This window comes from Agromyces hippuratus (assembly GCF_013410355.1).
Taxonomy (GTDB): Bacteria; Actinomycetota; Actinomycetes; order Actinomycetales; family Microbacteriaceae; genus Agromyces; species Agromyces hippuratus.
This window is the reverse complement of record NZ_JACCFI010000001.1, coordinates 3,264,574-3,278,879: the sequence shown is the minus strand read 5'-3', so window position 1 is coordinate 3,278,879 and position 14,306 is coordinate 3,264,574. Positions and strand designations below refer to the sequence as shown.

Annotated in this window: 10 protein-coding genes; 5 read left to right on the top strand and 5 right to left on the bottom strand. The window is 70.9% G+C overall.

The window, feature by feature from the left end:
* The first annotated feature begins 10 nt into the window (after nucleotides 1–10).
* Nucleotides 11–1,759 (top strand): MDR family MFS transporter, encoded by a 1,749-nt coding sequence (locus tag BJY17_RS15315; protein WP_322789866.1) that lies wholly within the window; start codon nucleotides 11–13, stop codon nucleotides 1,757–1,759.
* 10 nt (nucleotides 1,760–1,769) lie between these two features.
* Nucleotides 1,770–2,213: a MarR family winged helix-turn-helix transcriptional regulator gene (locus tag BJY17_RS15310; protein WP_322789865.1), complete on the top strand. Its 444-nt coding sequence runs from the start codon at nucleotides 1,770–1,772 to the stop codon at nucleotides 2,211–2,213.
* A 72-nt stretch (nucleotides 2,214–2,285) separates the two neighbouring features.
* Here the strand turns inward: BJY17_RS15310 and BJY17_RS15305 are convergent, their stop codons facing one another.
* The 4 genes from BJY17_RS15305 to BJY17_RS15290 all read right to left on the bottom strand — a co-directional run bounded on the left by BJY17_RS15305 (nucleotide 2,286) and on the right by BJY17_RS15290 (nucleotide 7,878).
* Nucleotides 2,286–4,136, bottom strand: a complete 1,851-nt coding sequence (locus BJY17_RS15305) for a Xaa-Pro dipeptidyl-peptidase (RefSeq protein ID WP_179552124.1) — start codon at nucleotides 4,134–4,136, stop codon at nucleotides 2,286–2,288.
* Nucleotides 4,137–4,305: 169 nt separating this feature from the next.
* Nucleotides 4,306–5,517 carry a PucR family transcriptional regulator gene (locus BJY17_RS15300; protein ID WP_179552123.1) on the bottom strand — a complete coding sequence of 404 codons (1,212 nt, stop codon included), beginning with the start codon at nucleotides 5,515–5,517 and terminating at the stop codon, nucleotides 4,306–4,308.
* A 49-nt stretch (nucleotides 5,518–5,566) separates the two neighbouring features.
* Nucleotides 5,567–7,132 carry a sensor histidine kinase gene (locus tag BJY17_RS15295; protein WP_179552122.1) on the bottom strand — a complete coding sequence of 522 codons (1,566 nt, stop codon included), beginning with the start codon at nucleotides 7,130–7,132 and terminating at the stop codon, nucleotides 5,567–5,569.
* Nucleotides 7,129–7,878, bottom strand: coding sequence for a response regulator transcription factor (locus tag BJY17_RS15290; protein WP_179552121.1), 750 nt, complete (start codon nucleotides 7,876–7,878; stop codon nucleotides 7,129–7,131). The genes BJY17_RS15295 and BJY17_RS15290 overlap by 4 nt, the downstream gene beginning before the upstream one ends.
* A gap of 180 nt (nucleotides 7,879–8,058) precedes the next feature.
* Here BJY17_RS15290 and BJY17_RS15285 point away from each other — a divergent pair, with 180 nt between their 5' ends.
* Together BJY17_RS15285 and BJY17_RS15280 are read left to right on the top strand one after the other, a co-directional pair.
* Nucleotides 8,059–9,561 (top strand): ABC transporter permease, encoded by a 1,503-nt coding sequence (locus tag BJY17_RS15285; RefSeq protein WP_179552120.1) that lies wholly within the window; start codon nucleotides 8,059–8,061, stop codon nucleotides 9,559–9,561.
* 29 nt (nucleotides 9,562–9,590) lie between these two features.
* A complete protein-coding gene (locus BJY17_RS15280) occupies nucleotides 9,591–10,259 on the top strand; it encodes an ABC transporter ATP-binding protein (protein WP_179552119.1) in 669 nt (222 codons plus the stop codon).
* A gap of 88 nt (nucleotides 10,260–10,347) precedes the next feature.
* On the opposite strand, the gene BJY17_RS15275 is transcribed toward BJY17_RS15280, so the two are convergent.
* Nucleotides 10,348–13,359: a glycosyl hydrolase gene (locus BJY17_RS15275; RefSeq protein WP_179552118.1), complete on the bottom strand. Its 3,012-nt coding sequence runs from the start codon at nucleotides 13,357–13,359 to the stop codon at nucleotides 10,348–10,350.
* 209 nt (nucleotides 13,360–13,568) lie between these two features.
* Here BJY17_RS15275 and BJY17_RS15270 point away from each other — a divergent pair, with 209 nt between their 5' ends.
* The gene (locus BJY17_RS15270; protein WP_179552117.1) at nucleotides 13,569–14,267 is read left to right on the top strand and encodes an amidase domain-containing protein; all 699 of its coding nucleotides are present in this window, start codon (nucleotides 13,569–13,571) and stop codon (nucleotides 14,265–14,267) included.
* Nucleotides 14,268–14,306: the final 39 nt, after the last annotated feature.

The following is a 14,306-nucleotide window of genomic DNA, read 5'->3' as shown; positions in this document are numbered from 1 at the left end:
AAGGAACCACGTGACTTCTGTGGCAGACAAGCCCGCGACCGGCTCAGTTCCGGCCGCGCCGGCGCAACGCACCCCCCGCGAGGTGATCATCGCCATCTCCGGCCTCGTCGTGGCGATGTTCGTCGCCGTCATCTCCGGCACGGTCGTCTCGACCTCGATGCCGCTCATCATCGCCGACCTCGGCGGCGACCAGACCGCCTACACCTGGGTCATCACCGCGAGCCTGCTCGCCATGGCCGTCTCGACCCCGATCTGGGGCAAGCTCGCCGACCTCGTGAACCGCAAGGCGCTGCTCATGGCGGCCATCGGACTGTTCGTCGTCGGCACGGCGATCGCGGGCTTCGCTCAAGACACCACGACCCTCATCGCCGTGCGCGTGATCCAGGGCCTCGGCGCGGGCGGCCTCATGTCGCTCGTCATGATCCTCATCGCCGTCATCATCTCGCCGCGCGAACGCGGCAAGTACATGGGGTTCGTCGGCGGCATCATGGCCGTCGCGACCATCGGCGGCCCGCTGCTCGGCGGCGTCATCACCGACGCCTGGGGCTGGCGCGCCAACTTCTTCCTGCCGGTCCCGCTCGCGATCATCGCGCTCATCGTCATCTCGCGCACGCTGCACCTGCCGCCCATGCCGAAGCGCGCCGTCAAGATCGACTACCTCGGCATCGCGCTGCTCTCGATCGGCGTCTCGCTGCTGCTCATCTGGGTCTCGCTCGGCGGCAGCCAGTTCGAGTGGGACTCGATGACGAGCTTCGTCACGATCGGCATCTCGGCCGCGGCCATCGTCGGCTTCATCATCACCGAGTTCTTCGTGCCCGAGCCCATCGTGCCGATGACGCTCTTCAAGAACCGCACCTTCACGCTCTCGGTCGTCGCCTCGGTCTCGATCGGCGTCGCGATGTTCGCGACGAGCGTCTTCCTCGCGCAGTACTTCCAGCTCGCACGTGGCGCGACCCCGACCGAGTCGGGTCTCATGACGATCCCCATGATCGTCGGCCAGATGGGCGCCTCGATCCTCATCGGCGCACTCATCAGCAAGTTCGGCAAGTGGAAGCGCTTCATGCTCGTCGGCTCGCTGCTCGTCGTCGCCGGCAGCTACCTCATGACGACGCTCAGCTACGACACCGACTACTTCTGGGTCAGCGTCTACATGGTCGTGCTCGGCGCCGGCCTCGGCATGGTCATGCAGAACCTCACGCTCGTCGTGCAGAACGACACTCCCGCTTCGCAGCTGGGCGCCGCGAGCTCGAACGTGAACTTCTTCCGCACGATCGCGGGCACGATCGGCGTGACCATCATGGGGTCGCTGCTGGCCACGCAGGTCACCACGCACATCACGTCGGGCCTGAAGGGCTACACGCCCACCTCGCCCGAAGACGTCGAGGCGCTGAAGGGCCTCGCCGGCGGCGGCATCCCCCACGTCTCCGAGCTGCCCGACGGCATCCGCGTCATCATCGAGAACGCCTACGGCAACGGCATCGCCGACGTCTTCTGGATCGCCGTGCCCCTCGCGGTGCTGAGCGTGATCGCCATCGCCTTCCTGCCGAACAAGGCGCTCTCGACGAAGACCTCGGCCGAGCAGCTGAAAGAGGAGCTCGAGCAGGTCGCGATCGACCTGGCCGAAGCCGAGATCGGTGCACCCGTCACCTCGTCGATCCAGCTCGTCGAGGCGGATGCCGCGGCCGAGCGCTCCACCACGACGACCGCTCGTCCGCGCGACGCAGCGACCGACGGTCCCTCCGCAGGCGGCGGCCGCTAACATGACCAGCGTGACCGAGGCTCCCACCCCCCTCGACGAGGCCATCGCCGACGTCGAAGTACAGATGAGCGTGCTGTTCAGCAAGGCGCGTCTCGTCTGGAAGGAAGCGGCGCAGCAGGTGCACCCCGACCTGCAGCCCGCGGCGTACAAGCTGCTCTCGACCATCGTGCGACTCGGCTCCGCGAACGCGCACGTGCTCGCCGAGATGTTCGAGATGGACAAGTCGGTGGTCAGCCGCCAGGTGCGCCTGCTCGAAGAGCTCGGTCTCGTCGAGACCCGTGCCGACGAGCGCGACGGGCGAGTGCGGGTGCTCGTCGCGACCCCCGTCGCCGAGGAGCGGATCCGCGAGGTGCGCGCGCGCAACCAGCAGCGCCTGCACGCCGTGCTGCTCGACCACCCCGAAGCCGAACTGCGCGGCTTCGCCCAGTTGCTCCGGCGCATCGCCGAGGCCTGATTCGGTCACCGAACGCAAGGGAAGGCCCGCACCCCTCGGGGTGCGGGCCTTCGTTCGTGCGGGGCGCGAATGCTAGCCCGCCGCGCGGAGCGACGCCTGCAGCGCCTCCATCCCGCCGACGAGCGGCAGGTGCACCGTCGATGCCGACGGCTGGAGCGTGAGCTCGGTTCCCGGTGCCGGACGCACGGTGTACTCGAAGTCCGACGACATGATCACGACGCCGATCCGCGATCCGGCCGAGAACACGTAGTCCTTCGGTTCGAAGTCGAACTCGTAGCCGTACGCGGTGCCCGGCGTGATCGGCTCGGTCACGGCCGACGAGCTGCGGTTCTCGACGTCGGCCCAGCCGCGGGTGATGATCTTCGGGGCGCCGGTCGCCGGGTACTCCACGAGCAGCGCCGTGAGGTTGGCCTTGGTGCGGTCGACCGACAGCTTCAACGACACCGACGGCGTGCCCGAGAGGCGCAGGGGTTCACCGAGCGCTCCGGTGCGGTACGCGAGTCGGTTCGGCGACGTCTCCGCCGCAGCGAGGGCGGTCGCGCGGATGCTCGCGTCGTCGATCAGGTTCTCGGTCGCGCGGGAGCCGTCGCGCGAGACCGCGAGACCGCCGACCCCGTCGGCAGCGGCGGCGGGGCTGAACTTCAGCTTGACCTGCTCCATGGCAGGGTCGGGCCACTCCGGGTACTCGGTGAGCGTGCGGTCCTCGCGGACGATGTAGGCCTTCGGCAGTTGCTCGACACCGTTCTCGACGTCGTAGAGGTAGCGCGTGAACCAGCGGTTCAGCAGGGTGTCGTTCGGGTTGCCGCCGTGACCGCCCTGGTGCAGGTAGATCTGGTGCGGCACACCGTTCGCCTTCAGCGCCTCGTAGAGGTCGGAGGCGTTCTTCGTCATGACGTTCCAGTCGTTCAGCCCGTGCGCGACGAGCGTGGCGGCCGAGATCTTCTCGGCGTCGGCGAGGTAGTCGCGCTCGTCCCAGAACGGACTGGAGTCACCGGTCGCGCGGTCCTGGTTCGCACGGAGGTCGTCGATGACCGGCTGGCAGATCTCCTGGTCGAATCGCGTGTACACGTAGTCGGCCAGCACGTCGAGGTCTTCGCCCTGGTAGCCGCCGGGTGCCCGAACGGCGCCGTTCGAGCGGTAGTAGTTGTACCAGCTCGAGATCGCCGAGACCGGCACGATCGCCTCGAGGCCCTCGACTCCCGTGCTCGCCACGCCGATCGGCAACGTGCCGTTGTACGAGGTGCCGATCATGCCGACCCGACCCGTCGTCCAATCGGCGGTGACCTCGGTCGCGCGATCGACGCCCGTATACGCGGTGGCGCGTCCGTTGAGCCAGTCGACCACGGCCTTGCCCGCCAGCGACTCGTTCAGGCCGCCGGAGGTCGGGCAGCCCTCCGACCATCCACTGCCGAGGCCTTCAGCATGCACGACGGCGTATCCGCGCGGAACCCACGTGTTCTCGAGCGAGCCCGAGATGCGCGGGCTCGTGCGGTTCGTCGGCGTGTACGCGGGCCAGGCGTCCTTCTCGGTCGGCGGAACGCCGATCTCGTGGTCGACCCCCCAGTTCGTGACCTCGGTGCCGCCCGCGTAGTACGGACTCATCTCCATGAGCACCGGAACCTTCAGGCCGTCGGCGGTCTGCGGAACGCGGCTCACGTCGATGTGCACGAGGTCGGGCCGGCCGTCGCGGTCGGAGTCGACCTCGCTCTCGACCCATGCCTCCTCGTTGATCCACTCGGAGGCCACCTTCGTGAAGACGGCTTGCGAGAGGCCGTCCTGGAAGGTCGGTTCGATCTCGGGCGTCGAGGCCGCGTAGGCGGGCGTCGCCGCGACGACGAGGCCACCGGCGAGCACCGACGTCAGTGCCACCGCGATGGCGCGACTGCGCCGTCGCCGGTCTGGGTGGAGGGCAGCTGCGGTCATGTGGAGCTCCTTCGATCGTGATCGGGGGCCCATCGGCTCGCCGCTCCGTGCGGACGGAGCGAGCCCCCGCTGGCTCACAGGCTAGGCAGAGCCGCCGCTCGGGTCACGCGTCAGATGATGCGACGGAGCGGTGAGCCGATCGACAGATGTCGATGTCGGCCGCGAACGTTCACCCGGCGCGCCGGGTGCCGTCGCCGGCCGTCATCTCTCCCGCACGCAGCAGGAGGGAGATGTGCACCCCCAGGCGATCGAGGCCGTCGTCGAGGTCGATGCCGAGGATCCGCTGCGCCCGATTCAGCCGGTTGTAGAGGGACGTGCGGTGCACGCCGAGCCGCGCCGCAGCCGTCTGCACATGGCCGGCCGCCGCGAGATACGACTCGAGCGTCTCGATGAGCACGTCGCCGTCGCGTTCCGCCGCGAGTCGCTCGAGACCGGGCTCGAAGTCGCCGGAGCGCAGGCCCGCGGCCGATGCCGAGTCCAACCCCCGGTACACCCCGAGACGGTCCCAGTGCAGCACGCGCTCGTCGAGCCGGTACGTGGCGGCGATGCCGAGTGCCCGGCGCGCCTGCCGGTAGCCGTCCCTGGCCGCGGCGACGGATGCCTCTCCGCCGACGGCGACCCGCAGGGTGCCCGCGATCGCTTCGCCCGCCGACTCGGCGACCACCCGCGCGATGCGGTCGGTGTCGCCGAACCGCCCGGTCGACGACGGAACGATGACCGCCGCGTGGTCGCTCTTGGCGAACGCCAGCACACCGCGGCCGCCGAGCGCGCGACGCGCCTTGCGCGCCCCGCGTTCGAGCGACACGTCGGCCGGGCCGTCTCGCGGCCTCGGCGGTTCGGCGGCCGTCAGCACGTAGACGCGAAGCAGCCCGCTCTCGAACCGTCCGGACTCGACGAGCTCCTCCGCCGCACGGCGCCGCACGTCGGCGCGGCCGAACACGAGCTCCCGGGCGAGTTCGTCCTCACGCGCGGACTCCCCCTCCTCCGAGATCCTGACGCGCGCCCATTCGTCGGCGACCAGTTCGGCCGAGGCTCCGGCCCGCCGGAGGTCGAGCGGTTTCGCCCGCTCGTCGGGCTCGATGAACCAGAGGTGTCCGAACACGATGCCCGCTCGACCGATCGGCACGCAGACGCGCGGCAGCATGCCGAACTCGGGATTGCCCGGGACCCGCACCGCGGACGTCGCGGCGTAGACGCCGAGCCGGCTGATCCAGGTGTGGACGGCCGGATCGGCGCGATGCTCGAGGATCGAGCGGCGACGGACCTCGTCGATCCCGTCGGGATGCGGACTGTAGGCGACGACGGAGCGCCGATGGTCCTCGACGAGGGCCGGGCGCCCGAGCTCGGCGGCGATGCGGGTGATCGTCTGCTGCAGGCTCATGGGCGTCTCGGGGTCACGGCTCGTGCGGTGCGGGTGGGTCGCTCCCAGCCTATGCCGACGGGGCGAGCGGCAGTGCGACGACGAACGCCGTTCGCCCGGGCTCGCTCGACACCGACACGTCGCCGTGGTGCGCCTCGACCACGGCCTTCACGATGGCGAGCCCGAGCCCCGTGCTGCCCGCGATGCGCGAACGCGACGAGTCGCCCCTGGCGAAGCGCTCGAAGAGCGAGTCGGCGAGCGCGGGCGGAATGCCGGGGCCGTCGTCCTCCACCGTCAGCACCACCTGATCGCCGTCGCGTTCGAGCGAGGCCACGACCGCGGTGCCGTCGGGCGTGTGCACCCGGGCGTTCGCCAGCAGGTTCGTCACGACCTGGCGCAGGCGCGGCTCGTCGCCGACGACGATGGCCGGGGCATCCGGAAGCCGCACCTCCCAGTCGTGGCCGGGGCCGGCCGCCTGCGCGTCGCCGATCGCCTCGACGACGACGCGACCGAGGTCGACCGGCAGCGCCCCGAGTTCGCGCCCCTCGTCGAGCCGTGCGAGCAGCAGCAGGTCTTCGACGAGCTCGGTCATGCGCACCGACTCGGACTCGATGCGCCCGATCGCGTGCACGACGTCGGGCGGCAGTTCGCCGCCGTGCAGCCGGGTGAGTTCGGCGTAGCCGCGGATCGAGGCGAGCGGGGTGCGCAGCTCGTGCGACGCGTCGGCGACGAAGCGGCGCACCTTCTGCTCGCTCTCCTCGCGTGCGGAGAGCGCGGATGCCACGTGGCCGAGCATGCGGTTGAAGGCGCCGCCGAGGCGGCCGACCTCGGTGCGTTCGTCGTCGACGGGCACGCGTTCGGCGAGCGCGACGTCGCCGCGGTCGAGGGGCAGTTCGGAGACGTGCTGGGCCGTCTCGGTCATGCGCGAGAGGGGTGCCAGGGCGCGCCGGACGATGAGCGAGCCGAATCCGAGCGCCAGCACGAGACCAGCGAGCGCGACGACCGCGATCGTCACCCCGAGCTCCCGCGCGGAGGCGTTCACCTCGGCGAGCGGCAGGGCGATCACGACTCGGGTCTCGGGGGCGATGTCCTTGCGTTCCGACAGCGCACGGAACTCCCCGAGGGGGCGACCCATGTCGATCGTGTGCGGCTGCCCGTCATCGGGAACCGCGGCGAGTGTCTCCGTCGCGCGGGGTGGCAGCTTCAGGATGCCCTGGGTGTCCTCGGGGATGTAGGCCGCATCGGCCTGACCCGAATCGGGAACGACCGCGGCGAGCGTGCCCGCGGACTGGCCGGCCACATCGAGCAGCGGGGTGGCGGCCTCACCGCTGCCGGGGAACGGCATGGGCCCCTGGAGGTTCAGCTCCGCCCGGTCCATCGCCGAGCGCAGGTCCGCGTCGACCGCGGCCATCGATGACGTGTGGAAGACGCTCACGCTGACGACGCCGACCACCAGGCTGACCGCGGCGAGGAGCCCGGCGAGCACGAGGAGCAGGCGTCGCTGCAGGGTCCACTCGCGTCGGCGCGGCACCTCGGTCGCCGCGGGCAGTTCGGGAGCGTCGTGCTGGGACGGCGTCGCCGCAGTGGCGGTCGCCCGAGCCGACGCCGCGTAGCCGGGATCGCCCGGCCGCGTCATCCGGCGGCCTTCAGCATGTAACCGGCGCCCCGCACCGTGTGGATCATCGGCTCGCGGCCCGCATCGATCTTCTTGCGCAGGTACGAGATGTAGAGCTCGACGACCGACTCCTTGCCGCCGAAGTCGTAGCTCCAGACGCGGTCGAGGATCTGCGCCTTCGAGAGCACGCGGCGAGGGTTGCGCATGAGGAAGCGCAGCAGCTCGAACTCGGTGGCGGTCAGCTCGATCGGCGTGCCGTCGCGGAAGACCTCGTACGAGTCCTCGTCGAGGGTCAGGTCGCCGACGACGAGCACCGGGTCCTTCGCCTGGGCGAGGGTGAGGGTCGAGCGCCGGATGAGTCCGCGCAGGCGTGCGACGACCTCTTCGAGGCTGAACGGCTTCGTGACGTAGTCGTCGCCGCCGGCGGTGAGGCCCGCGATGCGGTCGTCGAGCGAGTCCTTCGCGGTGAGGAAGAGCACGGGCGTCTCGGTGCCGTCGGCCCGCACGCGCTGCAGCACCTCGAGGCCGTCGATGTCGGGCAGCATGATGTCGAGCACGATCGCGTCGGGCCGGAACTCCCGGGCGACCTTCACGGCGGTCTGCCCGTCGCCCGCGGTGCGCACGTCCCATCCCTCGTACTTCAGCGCCATCTTGAGCAACTCGGTGAGCGAGTGCTCGTCGTCGACCACGAGCACGCGCACCATCGAGCCGTCGGGCTTGGTGATGGCGGGGGCGCGGTGCGGGGTCGATGCGGCGTTCGTGCTCATGACTCCAGTATCCGCGCCGAGCTATGCGTTTCCTATGACCTGCGTGAGCGGATGCTGCGTGGCCGACGACGACGGACGCATCGGCCACGCACAGGCCGGCCATCGGCCTCCCACAGACCCCGCCCCTACCGTCTCGATCGGCGCTCGCTCCGAACGCCTCCCCTACCCCGAAGGATCGACATGTTCTTCACCTACCTCCGGCGCGAACTCGCCGGGCGCCGCAGGCAGACCGCGATCATCGCGATCGGCATGGCGCTCGCGATCGCGCTCGTCATGATCGTGAACTCGGTCTCCACCGGCGTGCGCGACGCCCAGGCCTCCGTGCTCGAATCCGTCTACGGCGTCGGCACCGACCTCACGGTGTCGCAGACGCCGACCCCGCCCGCGGAGGGCGAGGCCGGCGGCCCGCGGTTCGAGTTCGATGCCGACGCGGGCACCACGGCAGACGGCTCGACCGAGATCAGCCAGTCGCGGCTCTCGGCCGGGTTCGGCTCGAGCACCTTCGACGAGGCCGCTCTGGCGTCGGTCGAGGCGCTCGACGGCGTCGCCACGGCATCCGCCACCCTCTCGCTCACGAACACGACGTTCGACGGCGAGCTGCCCGATTTCGCGCAGACGGCGGAGGGCACCGAGCAGATGCCCGCCGACGGCGAGCAGCCCGCGGCACCGCCGCAGGGCGGCTTCGACGGCGCCGGCGGCAGCGCCTTCGACGTCGACAGCTTCACGGTGCTCGGCCTCGACCCGGCTTCGGCCGCCGTCGGGCCCCTCTCGGCGGTCGAGCTGGCCGACGGGCGCGGGCTCGAGGCATCCGACACCGGCGAGCCGGTCGCCGTGCTCGACGCCAGCTACGCCACGAGCGCAGAGCTCGCCGTGGGCGACACGATCGACGTCGGGGGTACGGAGTTCGAGGTCGTCGGCACCGTCTCGTCGACCTCCGCCGACGCCGCGACCGCCGCGAACGTCTACATCCCGCTCGACCTCGCCCAGTCGATCTCGGGCGAGGAGGGCATGATCTCGAGCATCTCGGTGCAGGCGGAGTCCGCCGACGGCATCGACGCCCTGCAGGCCGAGATCGAGGAGGCGCTGCCGGATGCCACGGTGTCGACGCAGTCCGACCTCGCCGCCTCCGTCTCCGGCTCGCTCGCGAGCGCGTCGAGCCTCATCTCGAACCTCGGGCTCTGGGTCTCGCTCGCGGTGCTCGTCGCCGCCTTCCTCATCGCCATCCTCTTCACGATCCAGGGCGTGACCCGGCGTACCCGCGAGTTCGGAACGCTGAAGGCGATCGGCTGGTCGAACGGCCGCATCGTCGGCCAGGTCACGGGCGAGTCGCTCGTGCAGGGCCTCATCGGCGGCGGCGCCGGGCTCATGCTCGGCCTCGCGGGCATCTGGGCAGTGAACCTCATCGCCCCGACGATCGGCGGCGGCTCCGGCTCCGAGGTGGTCGCCGGCGGCCCGGGCGGCCGAGAGATGGTCATGCAGGCCGGCGGCCCGGGCGGCGGGTTCGGCGGAGCGATGCCGTCGGCCGCGTCATCCGCCGAGGTCGTGCTGCAGGCCCCCGTGACCGTCGGCGTCATCGCGATCGCCATCGGACTCTCGATCGCCGGCGGCCTCGTCGCCGGCGCCTTCGGCGGATGGCGGGCCGCGAAGCTCCGCCCCGCCGAGGCCCTCCGCAGCGTCGCGTGACGCTCGCCATCCCCACGAAAGGAACCAGCATGTACACGCTCGAACACGTGTCGAAGACCTACGCGCAGTCGAAGCGCCGCATCACCGCGCTGCGGGACGTCTCCCTGACGATCCCGAGGGGCCAGCTCGTCGCGATCCAGGGGCCGACCGGAGGTGGCAAGTCGACGCTCCTGCAGATGCTCGGCGCACTCGACCGGCCCAGCACCGGCCGTGTCGCGCTCGGCGAGGCAGAGCTCTCGCACCTGCCGGATCGGAAGCTCGCCGGCATCCGCGCGAATGAGATCGGGTTCGTCTTCCAGGGCTTCAACCTGATCCCCACGCTCACCGCGCTCGAGAACGTCGAGACCGCCCTCGAACCGCTCGGGGTGCCGGCAGACGAGCGGCGGCGCCGGGCGACCGAGGCGCTCGCGTCGGTGGGGCTCGGCGACCGCGGCGGCCATGTTCCGAGCGAGCTGTCGGGCGGTCAGCAGCAGCGCGTGGCGATCGCACGGGCGCTCGTGAAGGAGCCCGATGTGCTGCTCGCCGACGAACCGACCGGCAACCTCGACGAGCAGACCCGCGACGACATCATGGACCTGCTCGAGGGGCTCTGGCGCGACCGCGGCCTCACGCTCATCGTCGTGACGCACGACTCCGCCGTGGCGAAGCGGGCCGAACGCCGCCTGCACATCAGGGACGGCGCCGTCACCGAGCGCTGACCGGATCGGCTGAGACGCAGAGCGGATGCCGCGACCGCTCCGGTCGCGGCATCCGCTCGCCTGTCGTGGTGCCGCCGGCGAACCCGGGTCAGCGCACCTCCGCCACGCCGTAGGGGCGGATCACGACCGGGCCGAGCAGCCCGTAGTCGGCCCGCTTCACGACGCCGTACACCGTCGGGTTCACGACCCGCAGTCGGTTGATGAGCGTCGAGGCCACCTCGACCTCGATCGTGTTGTTGCCGGGATGGGCGAACTCGCTGATGTCGACGGTCGAGTCGGTGAGGTCGCGGTCCTCGACGAGCTTGCCGTTGACCCGCACCCGGAAGGTGTCGACCACCCGGCCGAGCTCGAGGCGGATGCCGGCGCCCGACGTCTTCCAGTCGCTGCCGAGCTTGACGCGCGTCGTGTACCGCCCGATGCCCGAGGTGTCGGCGAGCCCGGGGATCGCGCTCCACGGCACGAGGCCCGACAGCGGCACCTCGACCACCGGCTTCGCCGTCTCGGTCGGGGAGGCTCCGGGCTGCCAGTCCTCGACGCTGAGCGTCCACGAGGTGAGTTCGATCGGCGCCGGCAGCGCCTTCACCGTCGCGGTCGCCGTGCGACCGTCGGCGAAGCGCACCGAGAAGCGGCCCGGGGCATCCGTCACGAGCTCGACGCCCCGTTTCGCGGCACGCACCGCCACGGCGTCGGTCTCGACGACCTGCTCGGACGGCGCCTGCCTGCCCGCCCAGTCGCGGGGCGCCAGCACGATCACCGTCGACTGCGCCGGCTGCAGGCGCACCCGCACGGTGACGCGCGCGCCGTCGCGGCGGTAGGCGACGAGCGGGCGCACCTCGCCCGACCAGGCGTCGAGCTCGTAGGGCACGCTGTCGGCGTGCTCCGCCGTGAGCACGACGTCGTGGTCGATGGGCACGAGCTTGTCCTTGGCTGGATTGTGCTTCGCGTTCACGAGGTAGTAGTAGTCGACTCCGCCGTCGACCCGTCGGATGTGCTTGAGGTTCGACGTCTCGTGGTCGACGTCGGGCGCGACGCCGAGGCTCGCGAGCGCGATCGGGATGTCGGCGTTCGCCGGGGCGAGCGCGACCGAGGGCGAGTTGCGCAGTGCCGCCACGACCTCGGCGACCCGGGCGTTCTGCTCGGCCGAGCGGAAGCCGATGGCTGCCGGCTTCGACCAGTCGCCGAAGAGCACGATCGGCAGGCCGGCGTCGGCGAAGTCCAGCAGGCGCTCCGCGGTCGCGACCGTGAGGGTCGCCTCGTTGCCGCGGAACCGGTCGATGTCGACGATCACCGCCTTGTACGCGCCGCCCTCGGGAGCGAGCCGGCCGCCCGCGAGCACCGCGCCCTCGCGCTCGAGGCTCGAGCCGGTGAGGAACCCGTGCGTCCAGCCGACGGGGATGCCGGAGGCGGTCGCCCACGGTGCGCCGATGCCGGTCTGCGCCCAGCCCTTCTGCCGCAGGAACACGAGGTCGTAGCGGGGGCGCCCGGCGCGGAGCACCCACTGCGTGCGGGCGAGGTACGCGGCCACGTCGGGCAGGTGCGCCCAGACCGGCATCCGCGGGCCCCAGGCCTCGGAGTAGCCCACCGAGTTGTTGTAGTACGGGCTGAAGGCCGCGAAGCCCGGCCAGCCGGCACCCGGTGCGCTCGCGTACGGGAACCCGTGCAGCACCGACTGGTTGACCCCGCCGGCGAACATCTCGCCGTGCGTCGTCAGCACCTCGGTGATCGTCGCCGAGTACGACTTGCCGAGGTACGCCGCCGACTCGCACGAGAGGATCGTGTGCCCCGCGATGTCGCGGCCGCTCGCGAGCACCCGGTAGTCGTCGACGTTCTTCGCGCCGAGCGATTCGGTCTCGGGGATGTCGACGATGCCGGCCTGGTCGATCGAGTCCTGCTCGAGGCCGTAGGCCTGCACCCGGTATTCGAGCCCGTGCGAGTGCGCCCAGTCGCGGAAGGGCACGAGGTGGTGCTCGGAGTAGAGGTCGCTCAGCACCTGATTGAAGTCGTCGCGCACCCGCGTCGTCACGATGTCGTCGAAGTCGTAGAGGTACTTCTCCTTCAGCTCGATGACGACCGGCAGGAACGGCGTGAGTTCGTAGCCCTGACGCGCCCTGAACTCCTCGGGAAGGCGCCGGGTCCAGATCGTCGCCTCGGTCTCGATCTCGAGCGAGTCCTCGAAGAAGGCTCCCCCGGCCTCGGAAAGCAGCTTCGACATGCGGGCCGAGATGATCTCCGACTCCCAGAAGTCGATGACGGCCTGCGCGCCCGCCGAACTGAAGTGGTCGACCACGTACGACGTCGGGTTCGTGTGCGCGCCGCCCTCGGCGAGCTGGCCCGAGCCGCGGCGCCAGAACGCGAGGAGCACCCAGCTCGCGGTGCCGGCCGGGGCGGTCCAGTCGACCGCGCCGTCGACGACGGCATCGGTGAGGTCGACCCCGCTCGCACGCTTCAGCACGATGTTGCCCTTCGCCGGCTTCGTGACGATCTCGAAGGCCTGCACCGAGAGCAGCAGCGTTTCGGTGACCCCGTGCTCTGCGCCGATGGCCGGCGCGGGCACCGCGCCGCGGTGCGCCTGGCCGGGCGCGAGTTCGACGACGCCGTGCACGAGTTCGGTGAGTGCCGCCTCGTGCTGCGGGGTGATGGTCGGCACGGCGGCCGGCCACGACGGGCCGAGCGTGATGTCAAGACGGATGTCGCGGCGCTTCGCCTGCGCGAGGGCGGCCTCGACCGCCTCGCACCATCGGTCGCCGCCCCAGGGGAAGCCGTCGACGTCGAGGTCGCCGGATGCCACGCTGTGGTGCACATCGGCGATCTCGAGACCGCCGAAGCCGGCATCGGCGACCTGGTCGACCTCGCGCACGATCTCGTCGACCTCGACCTGGCCGTTCGGCCACCACCAGCGGAACTTGGGCGCGACCGAGGTGCCCGGGTCGGCGAACTCGGAGATGCCGAAGGCGTTGCCCGTTCCTGCGGGGAGCACCGAGCCGACGGCGGCGCCGGCCGACTGCGGCGCAGCGTTCGCGACGAGCACTCCTGCCGCGGCCGCTGCCGAGTATCCGAGGAGCTGCCGTCTCGAGAGCGAGAGATCGTTGAACGTTGCCATGCCTGCCCTTTCGAGCACGGCGGGCGTCGATGCACAGCGCCGTGCGGGATGAATTGAATCGATTCAGAACGATCGACGATCCTCACCCTATGCGGGCGGGCGAATCGCGGTCAACTCCATGACGCGAGGCTCGGAGCGAGCCGTCGGGCGGTCGGCGCCAGCGCGTGGCGATCGCGTTCGCACGGGCGTCGACGCTTACGGTGGATGAAATGAGCACGCCACCCGAACGCCCCGCCCGCGCGACCTACGTGCGACGGCGCCTCGTCGTCGGCGGCGCGGCGGTCGTCGCCGTCGCGCTCATCGCCTGGCTCGTCATCGCGATCGTCACGGCGATCGTCGCCGCCTCGGCTCCCACCGGCCCCGGCACGCAGGGCGGCGGCGGCAGCCACCCGAACGAGGCCGCGCTCGAACTCGATCCCGAGCTGCCGGCACCCGTGCTGCGCCAGCTCGAGTACGTGCGCGACCACTGGGACGCGGACTCGAGCGAGCGCTACGGCGTGCTCGGCGTCGACGACTGCGTGAACTTCACCTCCCAGACGCTCATCGAGCGCGGCTGGCAGGTCGACGAGGAGTGGTGGTACTCGGAGGACGGCGACGCCTACGCCCACTCCCCCGCATGGCGCTCGTCGACGCTCTTCAACGACTACCTCGCCTCGCATCCTGAACGGGCGACCCCGCTGTCCGACGCCCAGCGCGCGAAGGTGGAACCCGGTGACATCGTGCAGTTCGACTGGGACGCCTCGGGCGACCGCGACCACACCGCCATCGTCACCGCGGTGCGCGAGGGCGACGACGGCGAGATCGACGTCTACTACGGCGGGCACACGGATGCCACGTGGGATCGCTCGGTCGACGACCATCCGAAGCATCCCGAGACGAAGGTGTACTACTGGAGCGTCGCGGACTGATTCGGCTGATCCTCAGGCGATGCTCCTACGCTGACGCCG

What these genes read in the sequence shown, in the direction of transcription:
- BJY17_RS15305 (WP_179552124.1), bottom strand. Translation starts at nt 4,136, where the DNA reads ATGACCGCAGCTGCCCTCCACCCAGACCGGCGACGGCGCAGTCGCGCC.
- BJY17_RS15300 (WP_179552123.1), bottom strand. Translation starts at nt 5,517, where the DNA reads ATGAGCCTGCAGCAGACGATCACCCGCATCGCCGCCGAGCTCGGGCGC.
- BJY17_RS15295 (WP_179552122.1), bottom strand. Translation starts at nt 7,132, where the DNA reads ATGACGCGGCCGGGCGATCCCGGCTACGCGGCGTCGGCTCGGGCGACC.
- BJY17_RS15290 (WP_179552121.1), bottom strand. Translation starts at nt 7,878, where the DNA reads ATGAGCACGAACGCCGCATCGACCCCGCACCGCGCCCCCGCCATCACC.
- BJY17_RS15285 (WP_179552120.1), top strand. Translation starts at nt 8,059, where the DNA reads ATGTTCTTCACCTACCTCCGGCGCGAACTCGCCGGGCGCCGCAGGCAG.
- BJY17_RS15280 (WP_179552119.1), top strand. Translation starts at nt 9,591, where the DNA reads ATGTACACGCTCGAACACGTGTCGAAGACCTACGCGCAGTCGAAGCGC.
- BJY17_RS15275 (WP_179552118.1), bottom strand. Translation starts at nt 13,359, where the DNA reads ATGGCAACGTTCAACGATCTCTCGCTCTCGAGACGGCAGCTCCTCGGA.
- BJY17_RS15270 (WP_179552117.1), top strand. Translation starts at nt 13,569, where the DNA reads ATGAGCACGCCACCCGAACGCCCCGCCCGCGCGACCTACGTGCGACGG.